Origin of the sequence: Desulfopila sp. IMCC35008, assembly GCF_010646885.2 — a bacterium.
Lineage (GTDB): Bacteria > Desulfobacterota > Desulfobulbia > Desulfobulbales > Desulfocapsaceae > Desulfopila.
Window position 1 is genome coordinate 5,342,299 of record NZ_CP050700.1, and the last position, 17,352, is coordinate 5,359,650.

Sequence of the window (17,352 nt, forward strand, 5' to 3'; positions counted from 1 at the left end):
TTACCCTTTTGAGCCAAGCCTCAAACCACCGTGAATAAAAACAGTTTCACCGGCCATCGCCTCATTTTTATACAACTCTGCCACCAGGGAGACAACCTCTTCAGGTTCCACCAGCCTGCCGATGGGCACCTGCTCAACTATCTTGTCGATAACACGTTCATCCATGTTCTTGACCATGGCGGTGCCCACATAACCGGGAGCCACAGCCATACAACGAATTTTATCCGCAATATTGCGCCGGAAAAACTCTGCGGTCAACACCTTCGGCATAACCGACATGGCGGCCTTGGTGGATGAATAGTTAATCTGTCCCGCAGTCCCCAGTGAACCGGTAGAAGAGACAAGACAGATAAGCCCCTTATCACCGTTATTTATCATCTGCTCTACGCACTCACGAACCGTCAGGAATACACCGGTCAGGTTGATATCTATAACCTTCTGGAATTTTTCAAGCGACATCTTGCCGACCACCTTCCCCGTCTCTTTATCCGTTTTCAGAAAAAGCCCATCTCCGGTGATGCCGGCAAAAGGTGCAACAAGATTAATAGCACCGAACCGCTCTATGGCAAACTCAGCAAGGTGGGTATTATCCTGCTCGTTTGTAACATCGCATTTCATTAACGCAACGTCAGGGCTGATCGACTCCAGCTCCTCCTTGGTCTTTTGAAGTGCTTCTTCCTGCACATCGGCAATAACAACCTTACCGCCTTGTTCAAGCCAGTATTCCGCCAATGTTTTCCCGATTCCACCACTCCCGCCTGTAATTACGGCAACAGAGTCTTTTACAGTTAACATAGATTCCTCCGTGTATGATAATCTTCTTACTTGAAAGTAGATTCCTTGATACCGAACTACTTCCTAAGCAAGCCCCATGCCATACAATAGCCGGGGTCAGGCTTAAGCCTGACCCCTCCCTCATAGAGTACGGCACATTTCTTGCTAAAACACATGCAGGAGTAATTTTTTTTCACTATACCCAGGCCAAACAATGACAACAGCACAAAAAAACAAAAAAAATAAAATTGTATCTGCCTCCGAGGCGGTATCCGTTATCAAAAACGGTGACACCATCGCCACCAGCGGCTTTGTCGGTATCGGCTTTGCCGAACACCTCACCATTGCCCTCGAGCAACGATTCCTGGAAACCAGGAATCCCTGTGATCTGACGCTCATCTACGCCGCAGGCCAGGGGGATGGGAAGGGCCGCGGCCTGAATTATCTTGGCCACGATGGCATGGTAACCAGGGTTATCGGCGGTCACTGGGGATTAGTGCCCACCCTGCAACAGATGGCGGTTAATAATAAGATCATCGCCTACAACCTGCCCCAGGGTATTATCTCTACCATGTTCCGGGATACAGCTGCCGGTAAACCGAGAACTATCAGTGCGGTTGGCCTTGGCACCTTTGTCGATCCACGTAACGGTGGCGGCAAAATCAACGCCAAGACCACAGAAGACATTGTAGAACTGATCTCCTTTGACGGTGAGGAGTATCTCGCCTATAAAACCCACCCTGTCAATATTGCCCTCCTGCGTGGCACCACCGCGGACACCTTCGGCAATGTAACCATGGAAAAAGAGGCGCTTACCCAGGAGGTACTTGCCATCGCCATGGCCGCCAGAAACTCAGGAGGCAAGATAATAGTCCAGGTCGAGCGTATTGCAGAAAGAGGTTCGCTCGATCCCCGCCAGGTTCAGATCCCAGGTATATTTGTCGATTATGTCGTTGTCTCAGAACCTGAAAACCATTGGCAAACCTTTGCAGAGCAGTATAACCCGGCCTACAGCAGCGAGATCAAGGTTCCTCTGCAGTCCCTGCCGCCCATGGAAATGAGCCCGCGAAAGATCATTGCCAGAAGGGCCGCTTTCGAGCTGGAGGAAGGCCATATCGTCAACCTCGGTATCGGTATGCCCGAAGGGGTTGCACAGGTCGTTGCCGAAGAGGGCATGCTGGACCAGATTGTCCTGACCGCCGAGCCGGGTGTCATAGGCGGCATCCCAGTCGGAGGCCTCAGTTTTGGTGCTGCCGTTAACACCGAAGCGCTCATCGACCAACCATACCAGTTTGATTTCTACGATGGCGGCGGCCTCGATTTAGCCTTTCTCGGCATGGCCCAGGCCGACATGACCGGTAATGTAAACGTCTCAAAGTTCGGTCCCAGGCTGGCCGGTGCAGGTGGTTTTATCAATATCAGCCAGAACGCACGAAAGGTTGTATTCACCGGCACCTTTACCGCCGGTGGCCTGAAAGTAGATATCGCAGAAAAAGGGATCGCTATCCTCCAGGAAGGAAAGGCCAAAAAGTTTGTCGAGGGCACGGTGGAACACGTCACCTTCAGCGGTGAATATGCGGCAAAAAGAGAGAAAGTCGTCCTTTACATAACCGAACGATGTGTTTTTACCCTCACTCCTGGAGGACTTGAACTGATTGAGATAGCACCGGGCATTGACCTTGAGCGTGACATCCTGGCGCACATGGATTTCACCCCCATCATCAGCGACAATCTCAAATCGATGGATAGCCGGATTTTTAAAAACTACGCCATGGGTCTGCAAAACCTCCCGAACTAATAGGTTGCCGGGGTCAGGCTTAAGCCTGACCCCATCATACTTCCGGCATGAGGGAGATGTTGTATTTCCTTATTTTTTTATAGAGAAGCGTTCGGTGGATGCCAAGCATTTCGGCAGCCTTCGCCTTGTTATACTCGGTGACCTGCAGGGCATCCCTGATCGCACTCTTCTCTGCCTTCGCCACCACCTCCTTGAGCAATGACTGCTCCCTGACCCTGCTGGTCTCTGCCTGGTATTTATGCAGATATAGCGGGAGGTCGGAAACGGTAATCTCATCCCCACTGAAGGTAGCGCTTGTTCTCTCAATTACATTATCCAGTTCACGCACATTGCCAGGCCAGTTATGACTCTTCAACAGAATTTTTGCAGACTCAGAAATAGTCGGCACACCAAACTGAACCCCTTCTGCGGCTCCCGCCAGAAGATGCTCGGCAAGAAGCACCACATCATCGCCCCGCTCCCTGAGAGGTGGAATATGCAGAGGAACGACATTTAAGCGATAGTAAAGATCAGCACGAAACTCTCCACGCTCAACCATTCCTTCCAGGTTCAGGTTAGAGGCGGCTATCAACCTGAAATCTGAATGAATCATCTTGTTGCCACCAACCCGCTCAAACTCCTTTTCCTCCAGTGCCCGAAGGAGTTTCGGTTGCATTTCAAGGGGAAGATCTCCTATTTCGTCAAGAAACAAAGAACCTGTATGGGCCAGTTCAAACTTACCCGGCTTTCCTGTCGTCTTTGCCCCGGTGAAAGCACCTTTCTCATATCCGAACAGTTCCGATTCCAACAAATCTTTCGGAATCGCTGCGCAGTTGAGTCGAATGAATGGTCGGCACTTGCGATAACTTCCATTATGAATCGACTGGGCAAAGAGCTCCTTGCCTGTCCCGGACTCTCCTGAAATAAGAACGGAAAGGTTCGTAGCTGCCGCCTTGAATGCCTCCTTTTTCAGGTTCTCCATAACCTCACTGTTGCCGATTATCGACTCAAAGGAGTACTTGGCAGAACGCAAGGTATCGAGTTCCTTCTGGTACAATTTCACCTGGGACTCAAGCTGTGAGAGCTTTTTGACAAGAGAGGCCATGTCCTTAATATTTTTAAATATTACTTGTCCAAAAACAGCAATTACCTGGCCATTTTCCTTAATAGGAATCCTTTGGACAAGCATATTCTGTCCCTTGATTGACTGGCTGTCATTTATTTCTGCCACGCCGGTCTCAGCCACAATATGCATCCTGGTGTTTTCAACGACATCGGTTACATGCCTGCCTATCTGCTCATCCGGATCGACGCCGAGGAACCGTCCATATGGCCGGTTAAAGTGCGTTATAAACCCTTTGTTGTCGGTAACACAGACACCATCGTGAATATTCTCGAATATGAGCTGTAAAGTCTGCAGCTCGGATTTGTTGTGCTCTTGAACCATTCGTTCCAACCTCGCTCAATAGTGTATCATTTTTTCTACATGTCTCTTCAATGATACACATTCTATTTCCTTTTAACCACAATCATTACTCGTTTTTAACAAGGTGGACACCGAATCCGTGGTCAGACTTCACCCGCCGGGGTCAGACGTAAGTCTGACCCCTATTTAGAAAACAAAAAGGCCGTTAGCGCAGGAAGCGCTAACGGCCTTTTATCAATCGAGGTTACCTACCTGGTCGGTAAACGACTATCCTCCGAAGAAAACAGAAGGCAGCCAGGTAATCAGGCCCGGGAAGAACGCAAGAATGGCAAGGCCTGCAATCTGCAGCAGGACGAAAGGCATGATACCCTTGTAAATATGCCCCATGGTATACCCCTCCGGCGCAACACCCTTGAAATAGAAGAGTGCATAGCCAAAAGGTGGCGTAAGAAATGAGGTCTGCAGGTTCACACAAAGAAGAATCGAGAACCACAGCGGATCAAACTCCAGCTCCATGGCGATTGGCATAAAGATAGGTACGGTTACCAGCAGGATCGCGGCCCAGTCAATAAACATACCCATCAGGAAGACGATTGCCATCATAATAATAAGAACGGCCCACCTGTTCATACCGGAACCAACCAGCACATCGGCAACAACGTCACCACCACCCATGGACAGGAAGACGGTACTAAAGAACTTACCACCAATAAATAACATCATAACCATGGCAGTGGTGCTCAAGGTTGCACGAGCAGAGTCCCTCATTACCTCCCAGTTGAACTTCCGGTTGAAAATTGCCAGAATCAGGGCACCGAAAGCACCAAGGGCAGCAGCCTCTGTCGGGGTCGCAACACCGGCCAGAATGGTTCCCATAACGGCCAGGATCAGGGCCATCGGCGGAATCAGTGACTTCAGCGTCAGCACCATCTTCTGCATCGCATTCCACTTGGAGGCCTCTTCTTTCGAGATTGGCGGACCAAGCTGCGGGTTAATAGTACAACGGACCAGGATGTAGGCGAAGTAGAGACCGGCAAGCAGCAGTCCCGGGAAAATGGCACCGGCAAAAAGGTTACCAACCGAGGTCTCTTTCAGGCCGGTCAGACCACCGTATACGACCATCATAATACTTGGCGGAATGAGGATACCCAGCGTTCCTGCCGCACAGATAATACCGGCGGACATCTCTTTCTGGTATCCCTTCTTCATCAGGGCCGGTGTGGCCAGAAGACCCATGGCAACAACGGAGGCACCGATGATACCGGTGGTAGCGGCAAATACGGTACAGACAACAACAACAGCGAGACCAAGACCACCTTTCAGCCCGCCAAGGACCACGTACAGTGTTTCAAATAGTTCATCCGCCACCTTCGATCGATCCAATAGCTGGGCCATCAGAATAAACAGCGGAATTGCAACGAGAACATAATTGTTCATCAAACCCCAGGTGTTGTTGGCGAACATGTCAAACAGCCCGGCAACGTCCCAGCCATTATCTATCAGGCCGAAGAGAGTCGCAACCGCCGCCAGGGTATATGCCAGCGGGTGACCCAGGGTAATCGCAAGTATAAGAGTGGCAAACATGGCCACTGTGAGTATTTCAGGGCTCATGATTACTGTTCCTCTTTAGAAAATATTATCTGCAGGTCCTTAAGAAGATTGGAAATACCCTGCAGCAACAAGAAGCCAAAACAGACCGCCATAATGATCTTGTATGGCCAGATCGAAGGAGCCCAGCTGGTGGAGTTCCTCTCCAGCCCCTGTATAGAGTACATGGCAAACTTGGAAGACCAGATAGTCATAAAGATCATCACCGGCAGAAACATGATAAGCGTCGTCAGGGCACTGATAACAGCCTGTACTTTCTTTGATGCCAGCGAGGTAAAGATATCGACCCTCACATGGGCGTTTTTAACATCAGTATAGGAGATACCGAACATATAGTGCATACCGTACAGAAACGCCGTCATTTCAAAACCCCAACTTGTCGGTGTATTGAATCCGTACCGCATGAGCACCTCCCACAAAACAACGAGCAAGAGAGGTATAATGAGCATTGAAGTGAAATCACCCTGTTTGGTGGTAAACGTATCAATGCCTCTGGATATTTTTGAGAGCATCACTCAATTCCTTTCGTTTTATCGGTTAACCGATTGTATCCGGGTTATCCGGATTAACCCCAAATCAGATGACCCTCTCCGATTCGAAGAGGGTCATGTCCCTGACTCCAAGCAGACGGTAAATCACCCTACTACGCCAGGACTAATATGAGCCTTACTCAGTAATCTGTCCTGAGATGTAGGTCTCATACGGCCACGGGGTAGCACCACTGCGTGCTTTACGCCATACAGAAAACTCCTCGATGAAGGCTTCCTGGCTATCCATGACTTCTTTGACATCCGGATACTTGGCCTTAACAGAGTCAATGTATTCTTTGGCAACTTTACGGAATCCGATGAGGGTCTCTTTGTCCATCTGAACGATCTCGATTTTCTCAGCAAACTTATTAATTGCTTGGGCGTTCAGGGAGTTAATCCAGTTGTAGGACCAAGCCTGGGTCTCAGCAGCGGCGATCTTAATGATCCACTTCAGGTCATCCGGCAGTGCATCATATGCTTCCTGATTGAAGAACAGGGCGCACTGGATACCGGGCTGATGAACACCTGGCTGGATTGCGTATTTGGTGATCTCGTCAAAACCCATCGGGTAGTTGATTGCCGGTGAAGAGAACTCAGCTGCATCAATAACACCACGCTCGAGTGCCAGGTATACTTCGCCACCAGGCAGAGGAGAAACGGAAGCGCCCAGGTTATTCATGATATCCATATACCAACCCGGAGTACGCAGACGCATACCTTTGAAGTCTTCCATCTTGGTCGCACGCTTGTTGGAGAACAGACCCATCTCCTGACCAAGCTGGCCACCGGGCAGTGCGAACAGACCAAATTGACCGTATATCTTCTGCATCAACTCGGTACCGCCTTTTTCCTGCAACCAGATGTTGTACCCCTCACCGTCAAGTCCAAAAGGAACAGAAGCAAATGCTACGAACGCCTCGTTCTTACCTTTCCAGTATCCCGGCCAGTCATGACCTACCTGGGCAGAACCCTTGGACACAGCGTCGAAAGACTGCATTGCCGGTACCAGCTCGCCAGCGGAGAACGGCTTAATGTCCAGACGTCCGGCGGAAGCAAGACGTACGCTGTCAGCAAAGTGAACCGCGACATCGTAGAACAGAAGACCTTTGGACCAAGGCATAACCATCTTCCATTTGATTGTATCGGTGGAAGGCTTGAATTTTACCCGCTTGGCTTCCTTGTGACGTGGGTCAACACCGAACTTCTCACGTTTTGCTGCGTCTGCATTACCTACGGTGAGACCAACTGCCAAGCACGCTGTAAGTGCACTTGCAAAAAGCTTTTTCATGAAGAAACTCCTCCTGACAATTTGAATAAAATGCATATCCGGTCTACCCCGGATACACCATTCATATGAACAGTCACATCCACTTGAACTGTTCTTGTGAAGAAGGTGAAGTAGCAGTGACCGCTGCCACTCACCAACATCAAATACTGTTACACTATTCGTGCCACTATTCAAAAAAAATGATATCATCGTGAAATCGATGATATATATGAAAATAGAAAAAACCAGGTTTCTAAAAAGCGGGAGGTCTGTCCTGAATACCGGATTACTCAGCAGACCATTGCCCTGTTGAGAATACCCTTGCTACTATTTACGTATGACGTAAAGACCTTTTATTTCTTATTATTTTACCTTTTTTGCGTGTTACCGCAAAAACGTATCCGCGCTTGAAGAATAGCCATTGTCTTAAAAACCAGACTACAAAAACAGGGATCTGATTACCACTTGGCAACAAATTTCTCCCCAGATTTCACAAAAAATAAAGAGACCAAAACAACGGAACCTGCTGTTAAGCTACCACCACAGGGCAGCACGGGAGATTTCTATAGTGAAACCGTAGTTTCCAGCAAAATCCATAAAATAAATTAAGTCAGGATCCAGGGAATGCAACAACAATATGAAGGAAAAAATGGATGCACGGCAGCGACCAACTGCCTCATCTGTCTTTTTTTTCAGACTTATCGGGCTTATGGTACCCAAAAACAGACCTGAGACAAGCCTCACCGGCCTCTATAAGCCAGAGAATCAGGATCCGGGGTCAGACCTGAGGCCTGACCCCGGATCCCGCAAAGATGAAACTATGACCTGGACTTACAAAAAAACCATGAGATATTATTACGGTACATAAATAGTCTGCCCTTGATAAGGAACGGTCACCTCAAATCCCTGCTGCTCAAGATGAGACTTGAAAGCTATTGACTGATCTTCTTCACCATGCACCAGGGCAATCCTTTTCACGTCGAGATTGGATTCTTTCAGAACCCTGGTCAGTTCATTCTTATCACCATGGGCACTGAATCCACCAAGCGTGACAACCTTCGCCTTGAGCGGATATTCCTTATTATAGAACCGTACGGCAGGGGCCTGCCCCTGACGACCCGCCTCTTCATAGGCAGCAGCCTTGTCCTGGATAAGTCGACCAAAGGTGTTCCTGCCCATATATCCGACGATAAGAAGAGTATTCCGTTCGTCATGGATCTTGTGACGGAGATGGTGAAGGATACGTCCCCCCTCACACATTCCGGACCCCGCCAGGACAATATGACTTCTGGTATCGCGGTTAAGAGCCATCGACTCTTCCACGGTCTGCACAAATTTCAGATGTTCGAAGTGGAACGGATTGAGGCCGTTTTCCAGAAATGTCTGGTGGGTATCCTCATCGTAAGTTTCCGGATGCTCACCGAATACATGGGTAATATTGGTTGCCAGTGGGCTATCCACATATACTGGAACCCGTGGTACATCGCCTGCGAGATACAATTCATGCAAATAGTAGATGATCTCCTGGGTCCTGCCATAGGCAAAGGCGGGAATCATAACAGAACCACCACGATCAAAAGTCTCAGTCAGCACTTTCTGCAACATCGGCTTCATATCCTTGACAGGGTCATGCAACCTGTCGCCATAGGTCGACTCCATGATTAACAGGTCGATCTCGCGATGCTCATCTGCGAACTCCAAGGTCGGGTCCTGGATGATCGGCTTATCAAACCTCCCGATATCACCGGTAAACATGACATTTTTTGATTGCCCGTTAACTTCTTTCCGAACAACAGCCATGGCAGAACCCAGTATATGACCCGCATCATAAAAGGTACAGGTCAGGTCCCGACCGATAGTAGCCGTGTGATTATACGGAACCCCATTGAAGTAGGAGAGGGACTCCTCGGCTTCAAGCATGGAATAGAGGGGATCAATGGTTTGCAGCTGATGTTCTTCGAGCAATTCGGTAATTTTCTCGCTATTCAGACGATGGTTGCCGGCTTTCAGCAGCCTCTTGATATCAGCCATGTCGCCGTTTGACAGCTTCTTCTGGCTGCCTCCGCTCTTTAGTTTGGCCAGGAAATTCCGTGCCGTTTTGTAATTAAGGTACGAGGCATCACCTTCCTGGATCTTGGCTGAGTCGCGCAACAAATACTCACATGCCTGAGCCGTCGCCCGGGTACAAAATATGCGGCCGTTGAAACCTTCCTTTGTCACCATAGGGATACGGCCCGAATGGTCCAGATGTGCGTGAGAAAGTATAATATTCGTTATAACTTGCGGATCAATCGGTAAAACCCGGTTTTTGGTCTCCGCCTCTTTACGCCGCCCCTGGAACAGACCGCAATCGAGTACGATTCTGTCATGATCGGTGGTAATCGTATGAAAAGAGCCTGTTACTTCCCTCGTCGCCCCATGAAAAGTCAGATGCATAGTTTCAACTCCCGGTACGTATTATGGCCACCTTGCAAAATTGCGCATTTTCCAAGGCACCCTTATCACTCCCGGAAAACTCACGTCCGATCACCGGACGGAATGGAAGTGGAATAAATTTCCTCACTCATAACAGACACCTAATTAAAACTCAACGAGATTCCCCGAGAGCAACACGCCCTTCTGTGCATATCCGGTACTGACGGGGACCGCAGTGGCCGCATTTCACCGTCTGTGAGTAAGAGAATACAAGCCCCAACCTCCTGCAGCACGCCTGAACCGTTTCGGTGGCCCCATGAAAGTCGCCCCGTTCCCGCATGGAGTAAAAATGGAGCCAGCCATCGGTTTTTAAAACCTGCAGGGCTGCATCAAGATAAGCATCACCACCATGCGGCAGCACCATCAACAACCGGTCAAACTTTTGTGTTATTGTCGGCAATATCTCGAGCACATCCCCTTCAAGAAATGTCACGTTGTTAATCGACCTGTTCAGACGGAGGCTTTTCCTACCATAATGAACAGCCCGTGGATTCTTTTCTACTCCTGTAACCGTTGCGGCCTGACTGTTCTTTGATATCACCAGCGGATAGGGGCCCACACCGGCAAACAAGACCAGCACATTTTCACCAGGGCACACAAGTCGGGCGATACGATACCGTTCAGCCCCGCTGCGCACCGAATAATAAACTTCTTCCGGATTGAGCAGCAGTTGCACCCCGTACTCCCGATGAACCGTCTCCCTGCGGTTTTCCCCGGCGATAATTTTGAGTGGTATAGTTCGAAACTCTCCGGAATAGTTGCCATCCCGCCGGGCCACAACCTTTATCCGTTTATTGTTGTCAAGAATCGCCTGACCAATCAACCCCTCTCTAGGTAAAAGGGGCTCGGGAATTATGATAATCGCGATATCACCCACCACATCATAGGAGCGTACAAGTTGATGCAGCTCCTCCTCGGTCAGGATATTTTGCAGATATGATTTCAGGTCGAGACTCATGGGGTCGCCATAAAAAAGCGCCCGGAGAATAATTTCAATTCCCCGGGCGCTTCCTCTTCTGATCCAGGTTGGATATTGGTACCGGCTATGCTTTCATCACCTTATCAGCCGCAAGTCCCTTCGGGCCCTGAACGACATCAAAGCTGACCTTTTGGCCTTCCTTGAGAGATTTAAACCCTTCTTCCACTATTGCAGAATAGTGGACAAAGATATCCTGTTCCCCCTCTCGCTCAATAAAACCAAAACCTTTAGAATCATTAAACCACTTCACTGTTCCTTCAGCCATAACGTATACTCCTCTTTCTAAACACACAGATCAGAAAAGGCACCGTAACCTAATTATATACAAGGAGTCTGACAAAAACCCAACAGAAATCCTTAAAAAAACCTGGCATACCGATAACGCAGCCTGGTCGAGTCCGGACCCTCCCACAGGGAGGACCGGACCTCAGGTCTGACCCTGGCTTCAGGGGCAACAGCGATATCAGACATAGTCATGAAGACCTGAAAAAACTTTATGCTCCCCGTCGTGTCGCTTGACCTCCAGCACATCCGGCAATTTTTGGATCTGCTTGATCACCTGGTCCAGCCTCTCAAGTTCATCCACCTGTAACCAGATTTTACTGGTATCTCCGTCACCGATGGGTACGCAGGCGATTGCTTCGAGGTTATATGCCCGCCGGGAAAAAAGGCTGCATACGTGAGACATCACTCCCGGATGGTTGTTCACCACCAGTTCAAGTATAATAATTGCATTAAGCGGGTTGTTTGGCATTGACTCCTCCTATCATCTCTATGTTTGCCGCTCCCGGAGGAACCATGGGGTAGACCTCCTCCTCTCTGCCGATGGGCACATTCACCAGGCATGGCCCCGGCTCATTAAGGGCTGTTACCAGGATATCGACAAGGCTGCCATCGGCACCGACATTATACGAGCGCATACCGAAGCCACGGGCGATAACAGCAAAATCTATATCTATCTGAAAATCAGAGGCAAAATGATTCGCAGAATAGAACAGGTGCTGTTGCTGGCGCACCAACCCCAGGGAATTATTGTTCATGATAATAATGGTGACATTAACCTGCTGCTCAACCGCAGTTGCAAGCTCCTGAATATTCATCTGCAGGCTACCGTCCCCCGTAAAACAGAGAACACGCTTGCCAGGATTGGCAAGAGATGCCCCGATCGCAGCCGGCAATCCGAATCCCATGGTACCCAATCCACCTGAGGTCAGCAGTTGGCGTGGTTTATCAAACGGGTAGACCTGGGCCGTCCACATCTGATGCTTACCGACATCGGTGGCGACGAGTGCACAATCCTGTACCATCTCAGCTGTTTTCAGAATAAGACCGTATGGTTTTTCAGGGATGAGCTCAACCGTATCCGCCATCGGATATCTTCTTTTCAGGCTCGCTACCCGATAGAGCCAGCTCTCCCTCCCTTTTTCCTCGATAAGGGGTAAAAGAGCCTCAAGCGAGAGGCGAACATCTCCCACCAGACCGACATTGGCTGCACGCAACTTACTCACCTCGCTCGGGTCAATATCCATATGGATAACGTTAGCATCCGGACAAAATTCCATCAGCTTCCCCGTAGCCCGGTCATCAAATCGTGCACCTGCCGAGATAAACAGGTCGCACTCTTCTAGAATCATATTCGTCGAGCGGGCGGCATGCATACCAAGCATTCCAAGCGAGAGAGGGTTGTCTGAAGGCAGGGTACCTAACCCCATAAGGGTCATTGTTGTTGGAATATTTCCCTTTTCAACAAACATCCGGGCGCATCTCGTAGCATTGCCATGGATGATACCGCCACCAAGGCAGAGTATTGGTCTCTTGGCCGCATTAATCATACCTGCCGCGACCTCAAGAGCGGGCCCTTCAGCCTGGACCGGGATATCGCGGCAACCTGGATCAGGCCATTCAGCGATTTCGATCTCCGCCATCTGGATATCTTTCGGGATATCCACAACAACTGGGCCCGGACGACCTGAAAGTGCCAACCGGAAGGCATGCGGAATCACCTGCAACAGCTCTTCCACCGACCGCACCAGATAATTATGCTTGGTGATCGGAATGGTCATTCCGTAGGTGTCGACTTCCTGGAATGCATCAGTCCCGATCATCGACAGCGGCACCTGTCCCGTTATACAAACCACAGGAATCGAGTCGAGATAGGCATCCGCTATTGCCGTCAGCACATTGGTCGCACCGGGACCTGAGGTGGCAAAACAGACTGCGGCCTCCCCGGTTGACCGCGCAATGCCCTGGGCCAGGAACCCTGCCCCCTGCTCGTGTCGCGTCAATACATGTTTAATTGTCGTACTTTTAAACAGGGCGTCATAAAGAGGCAAATTTGCCCCTCCCGGTATGCCTGCTATGGTTCTGATTCCCTGACGTTCCAGCAACCGGATTGTCAGCTCTGCACCTCTCATGGTTTCCATTTTTACTCTCCTCGATTGTGTCGGGCTTTTCGACAGGGCAAAAAAAAACCCCCGCCGGCTTGCGCCGACGGGGGTTTTGAATTTGCTTCTTTCTAATCCCGTTACGGCGCTGAGCCCTTCACGCACACCACGACCACCACACTGACAATAATAAGAGCCAGGACGAGATTAGAAACTGCGCTTGTGGTGTTGGTCAGACGGGTCATATTCGTAACGGTTTTTGTTATCTGTTTTTTTACTCTGAGTTTCCCTGATATCCGATTCTGGCAGGAGAGTCAAGCGGTATTTTTTTTAAACCACCACTATACCCCTAGGCATTATTAACTTTTTCCTTTGCCTTCTCATCTCCCATTCATTATTCTGGCCGGGTACTATTCCCTTTCTCTGCGGATTCCGCAACAGGTGGAGCAGATGGTCAATACATTTTCTATAAAACAGACACCGAAACTATATTTCGGCCCCGGCACCATAAGATCGCTGCCCTCGCTTGCCCGCACTTTTGGCACAAACCTGCTCTTTGTGACCGGGAAGAAATCCTTTACCACCACCACCATTTGGCAAGAGACCAGCTCTACCCTTCAAAAAGATGGCTTCTCCACTGAACTTGCCCATATCGAGAACGAACCATCACCAGAGGACATAAACTCCTTCGTGAGCCGTTATACAGAAAAAACGATTGATGTTGTTATCGGTATCGGTGGCGGCTCTGTAATCGACGCCGGCAAGGCGATTTCTGCCATGCTTGAAGAACAACAACCGGTGGAACTCTTCCTTGAAGGTGTCGGCACCCAATCCCCACGTGGACATAAAATCCCGTATATTGCAATACCGACAACTTCCGGAACCGGCAGTGAAGCGACAAGCAATGCAGTCATAACCAGAACCGGCCCAAACGGTTTCAAGAAATCTCTGCGTCATGACAACTATGTTCCTGATATCGCAGTTGTTGATCCAGAGCTCACGCTCTCCTGCCCTCCTGCCATAACCACAGCCTGCGGAATGGATTGTTACACCCAACTTGTGGAGGCCTACCTCTCAACCAACGGCAACCCCTATACGGATGCTCTTGCACTGGACGGTATCCAGCGGGTCTCCACGGCGCTGCCTGCTGTTATCGCGAACCCTGAAGATATCGAGGCACGCTCGGCTATGTCTTATGGGACCTACCTCTCCGGTATCGTACTGGCCAATGCAGGGCTCGGCACCATCCACGGCTTCGCTTCAACAATCGGTGGATATTGCGCCATCCCCCACGGAGTAGTCTGCGGCACACTCATGGCCGAAACAAACAAGGCAACCCTGCAAAAATTACGATACAGCCACCACAACGAGATTGCCCTGGACAAATATACCCGACTGGGGCGCGCAGTAAATCGCCAAGAAGGGCTCACGGACGAAGAGTACCAGGATGCATTTATTCAAAACCTGGCAGAGTTTACCGACCAGTGCGGGATAGACCGTCTTGGCAACTATGGGCTAGATAAAGGCAATCTCGAAACCATCGCCGCCCGAACAGGGAATAAATACAATCCGGTGCAGTTCAGTAAAGATGAACTGTGCACAATACTGAAAAACCGCCTGTAAACAGATTATGTGATAAATATCTATCCGCAACCCTGGCAAAACGGGACCTGAAAAAAGATATCGGCACTTACCAAAAATAAATCACCCCAGCCATCATACACAAACGATGCACAACCACTCTCAGCAGGCACTTCGATCTCAGACCCAAAATGACGACAACACCTTTTTTCAACTGGTGGATAGCGCCATGCTGCCGGTGGTTGTCACTGACCCTGTAAAAAAGACTGTTCTTTACATCAACAGTGCAGCAGCCGAGTTTTTCAAGGTCGATCACCAACAGGTCGTAGGACAACAAGCTGTTGATTACTGGCACAAACCCGAACAGCGCGGCCTCTATATCGAGCAACTCCAGAAAAACGGAAAAGTCACCAATCTTGAAATCGAACTCAAGACCCAGGAAGGTGCCATCCGGATGGTTCGACTATCCGGAAACATAACGACATTTAACGGCCAAAAGGCCATCTCGAGTATTTTCCAGGATATTACCGAGACCAGAAACGCCGCAAAAAAGCTCAAACAGAGTGAGGTACGCTACCACGAATTATACAACTTGTTGCACCTGCTGACGGATGCCGTACCCGATCTTATCTGGGCCAAGGATCTGGAAGGTCGCTATATTTTTTCCAATAAAGCCAACCGGCAGAAACTACTCAAAAGTGAAGATATCGACCCAATCGGCAAGAATCATCAGTTCTTCACCGAAAGAGAAAGAAATAACGGATACACCTACACCTTTGGCGAAATCTGTGCAGATTCCGACAGGATCGTTATCGAATCCGGCAAACCGGGCCAGTTCATGGAAAAAGGACGGGTACGTGATGAATACCTTATGCTCGATGTGTACAAGGCCCCCCTGCTCGATTACAACGGAACCCTCATAGGAACCGTCGGCGTCGGTCGGGATATCACCCAGGAGGCGAAGACCCTTGCCGAAAAGAAGGCCAGTGATGAACGGTACCGGTTATTGGCAGAGAACGTTCGTGATGTAATCTGGACCATGGACACGAAATTTCGATTCAACTACTTATCACCGTCACTCATCGACCTGGTCGGATATTCACCCGAAGAATTTACGAAGTCGGAACTCAAAAGTCACTTCCCCCCGAAAAGCCTGGAAGCGTACCATCGGTTCCGCATGCATTACAAAAAAGTCCAGCACCTTGGCCAGACTTACGACGACCAGCAGTTCTGGGAGTTTCAAATCCGTCAAAAGGACGGATCCCGCATCTGGGTAGAGACCATCACCTCACTTATCACTGACGATAACGATGAATTCCTAGGTATAATCGGTGTAACCCGTGATGCGACCAGCAGGGTCGAGAGCCAGAAAGAGCTCCAAAAGGCTAAGGACGACGCCTTATCCGCAAGCAGGGCGAAGTCGGAATTCCTCGCCAATATGAGCCATGAGATCCGTACGCCCATGAACGGCATACTCGGCATGCTGCAGCTCCTGAAAAACTCCAGCCTCGACCCAAACCAGAAAAAACACGTCAACACCGCCTTGCAATCCGGCTCCAGCCTCCTCCGGCTCATCAGTGACATTCTCGATTTTTCGAAAATTGAGGCCGGGAAAATTGAGCTCTCCAAGGAGAAATTTCATCTCCGCTCCTTCCTCGAGGGGGTCATGCAATCTTTTGAAACACTCGTCGACAGTGAGCACACGGTGATGAACCTGATCCTGCCCAAGCGCGTTCCCAATTACATCATGGCGGATAAATTCAGATTGCAGCAGATACTTGTCAACCTTCTCGGTAACTCTGTGAAATTTACCGAAAAAGGACGAATATCGCTTCGTATTGAATCCGGCCCAACACAAAACGGCAGGACATTACTCACCTTTATCATTGAAGATACGGGAATTGGCATACCCGAGAACAGGAAACAGTATCTTTTTGAACCATTTGTCCAGGCAGACGGTTCTTTCCAGAGAAGATATACAGGTACCGGCCTGGGCCTATCCATCGTCAAACAACTGGTCACACTGATGGACGGAGAGGTGGCACTCAGAAGTCGTTCGGGATACGGCACAGTGGTCGAGTTCACCATCCAGAGTGAGAGCTGCCGACAGGGCGGTCATAGCAGGGAAGCCACTACTCACCATGACTGCAATAACGTGCAGTCCGCCAATATTCTTGTCGTTGAGGATGAAAAAATCAACGGCATGGTCATTTCCGCCATGCTGAAAAATATGGGCCACAAGGTCGCCCTTGCAGAAAACGGCAAGCAAGCCCTTGAGGTCCTTGCAGAAAAACCTTTTGACTGTATCCTGATGGATATACAGATGCCGGAAATGGACGGCCTGGAAACAGCCAAAGCCATCCGGGAAAGAAAACTACCGAATGATACCGTACCACCCATAATTGCGGTAACCGCCCACGCCATGAAAGGAGACAGGGAGACGTTCCTGGCCGCGGGAATGGACGAATACATCACCAAACCGGTTGATGGCTGGGAGCTGCTGACCACACTGGAGCGTGTCCTCTGCTAAAGGGTGGCCAAAAAAGAACAG

General features: G+C 49.7%; 12 protein-coding genes and 1 pseudogene. 3 read left to right on the top strand and 10 right to left on the bottom strand.

Annotated features, from left to right (window positions below; genetic code table 11):
• The gene (locus GA520_RS22855) at positions 1-795 is read right to left on the bottom strand and encodes an SDR family NAD(P)-dependent oxidoreductase (RefSeq protein ID WP_163335737.1); all 795 of its coding nucleotides are present in this window, start codon (positions 793-795) and stop codon (positions 1-3) included.
• A gap of 193 nt (positions 796-988) precedes the next feature.
• Here GA520_RS22855 and GA520_RS22860 point away from each other — a divergent pair.
• Positions 989-2,560: pseudogene (locus tag GA520_RS22860) on the top strand (acyl CoA:acetate/3-ketoacid CoA transferase); the annotation flags it as partial.
• A 46-nt stretch (positions 2,561-2,606) separates the two neighbouring features.
• Here GA520_RS22860 and GA520_RS22865 read toward each other — a convergent pair.
• From GA520_RS22865 to ilvB, 9 genes are all read right to left on the bottom strand, one after another.
• Positions 2,607-3,998 carry a sigma-54-dependent Fis family transcriptional regulator gene (locus GA520_RS22865; RefSeq protein WP_163335739.1) on the bottom strand — a complete coding sequence of 464 codons (1,392 nt, stop codon included), beginning with the start codon at positions 3,996-3,998 and terminating at the stop codon, positions 2,607-2,609.
• Positions 3,999-4,244: 246 nt separating this feature from the next.
• Positions 4,245-5,588, bottom strand: a complete 1,344-nt coding sequence (locus GA520_RS22870) for a TRAP transporter large permease subunit (protein WP_163335740.1) — start codon at positions 5,586-5,588, stop codon at positions 4,245-4,247.
• A 2-nt stretch (positions 5,589-5,590) separates the two neighbouring features.
• Positions 5,591-6,097, bottom strand: coding sequence for a TRAP transporter small permease subunit (locus GA520_RS22875; RefSeq protein ID WP_163335741.1), 507 nt, complete (start codon positions 6,095-6,097; stop codon positions 5,591-5,593).
• Positions 6,098-6,251: 154 nt separating this feature from the next.
• Entirely contained in the window at positions 6,252-7,403 is a 1,152-nt protein-coding gene (locus tag GA520_RS22880) for a TRAP transporter substrate-binding protein (protein ID WP_163335742.1), read from the bottom strand.
• 834 nt (positions 7,404-8,237) lie between these two features.
• A complete protein-coding gene (locus GA520_RS22885) occupies positions 8,238-9,818 on the bottom strand; it encodes an MBL fold metallo-hydrolase RNA specificity domain-containing protein (RefSeq protein WP_163335743.1) in 1,581 nt (526 codons plus the stop codon).
• 151 nt (positions 9,819-9,969) lie between these two features.
• Entirely contained in the window at positions 9,970-10,815 is an 846-nt protein-coding gene (locus GA520_RS22890; RefSeq protein ID WP_163335744.1) for a class I SAM-dependent methyltransferase family protein, read from the bottom strand.
• Positions 10,816-10,900: 85 nt separating this feature from the next.
• Complete coding sequence (locus GA520_RS22895; protein ID WP_163335745.1) at positions 10,901-11,101, bottom strand: cold-shock protein; 201 nt, start codon at positions 11,099-11,101, stop codon at positions 10,901-10,903.
• A 198-nt stretch (positions 11,102-11,299) separates the two neighbouring features.
• Positions 11,300-11,590: an acetolactate synthase small subunit gene (ilvN, locus tag GA520_RS22900; protein ID WP_163335746.1), complete on the bottom strand. Its 291-nt coding sequence runs from the start codon at positions 11,588-11,590 to the stop codon at positions 11,300-11,302.
• Positions 11,571-13,259: an acetolactate synthase large subunit gene (gene ilvB / locus GA520_RS22905; RefSeq protein WP_163335747.1), complete on the bottom strand. Its 1,689-nt coding sequence runs from the start codon at positions 13,257-13,259 to the stop codon at positions 11,571-11,573. The genes ilvN and ilvB overlap by 20 nt, the downstream gene beginning before the upstream one ends.
• 411 nt (positions 13,260-13,670) lie before the next feature.
• Here ilvB and GA520_RS22910 point away from each other — a divergent pair, with 411 nt between their 5' ends.
• The gene (locus tag GA520_RS22910) at positions 13,671-14,843 is read left to right on the top strand and encodes an iron-containing alcohol dehydrogenase (RefSeq protein ID WP_163335748.1); all 1,173 of its coding nucleotides are present in this window, start codon (positions 13,671-13,673) and stop codon (positions 14,841-14,843) included.
• Between the two features lie 106 nt (positions 14,844-14,949).
• Positions 14,950-17,331: a PAS domain S-box protein gene (locus GA520_RS22915; protein ID WP_163335749.1), complete on the top strand. Its 2,382-nt coding sequence runs from the start codon at positions 14,950-14,952 to the stop codon at positions 17,329-17,331.
• Positions 17,332-17,352 lie beyond the last annotated feature (21 nt).

What these genes read in the sequence shown, in the direction of transcription:
- GA520_RS22870 (WP_163335740.1), bottom strand. Translation starts at nt 5,588, where the DNA reads ATGAGCCCTGAAATACTCACAGTGGCCATGTTTGCCACTCTTATACTT.
- GA520_RS22855 (WP_163335737.1), bottom strand. Translation starts at nt 795, where the DNA reads ATGTTAACTGTAAAAGACTCTGTTGCCGTAATTACAGGCGGGAGTGGT.
- GA520_RS22880 (WP_163335742.1), bottom strand. Translation starts at nt 7,403, where the DNA reads ATGAAAAAGCTTTTTGCAAGTGCACTTACAGCGTGCTTGGCAGTTGGT.
- GA520_RS22865 (WP_163335739.1), bottom strand. Translation starts at nt 3,998, where the DNA reads ATGGTTCAAGAGCACAACAAATCCGAGCTGCAGACTTTACAGCTCATA.
- GA520_RS22875 (WP_163335741.1), bottom strand. Translation starts at nt 6,097, where the DNA reads ATGCTCTCAAAAATATCCAGAGGCATTGATACGTTTACCACCAAACAG.
- GA520_RS22885 (WP_163335743.1), bottom strand. Translation starts at nt 9,818, where the DNA reads ATGCATCTGACTTTTCATGGGGCGACGAGGGAAGTAACAGGCTCTTTT.
- GA520_RS22890 (WP_163335744.1), bottom strand. Translation starts at nt 10,815, where the DNA reads ATGAGTCTCGACCTGAAATCATATCTGCAAAATATCCTGACCGAGGAG.
- ilvB (WP_163335747.1), bottom strand. Translation starts at nt 13,259, where the DNA reads ATGGAAACCATGAGAGGTGCAGAGCTGACAATCCGGTTGCTGGAACGT.
- ilvN (WP_163335746.1), bottom strand. Translation starts at nt 11,590, where the DNA reads ATGCCAAACAACCCGCTTAATGCAATTATTATACTTGAACTGGTGGTG.
- GA520_RS22910 (WP_163335748.1), top strand. Translation starts at nt 13,671, where the DNA reads ATGGTCAATACATTTTCTATAAAACAGACACCGAAACTATATTTCGGC.
- GA520_RS22895 (WP_163335745.1), bottom strand. Translation starts at nt 11,101, where the DNA reads ATGGCTGAAGGAACAGTGAAGTGGTTTAATGATTCTAAAGGTTTTGGT.
- GA520_RS22915 (WP_163335749.1), top strand. Translation starts at nt 14,950, where the DNA reads ATGCACAACCACTCTCAGCAGGCACTTCGATCTCAGACCCAAAATGAC.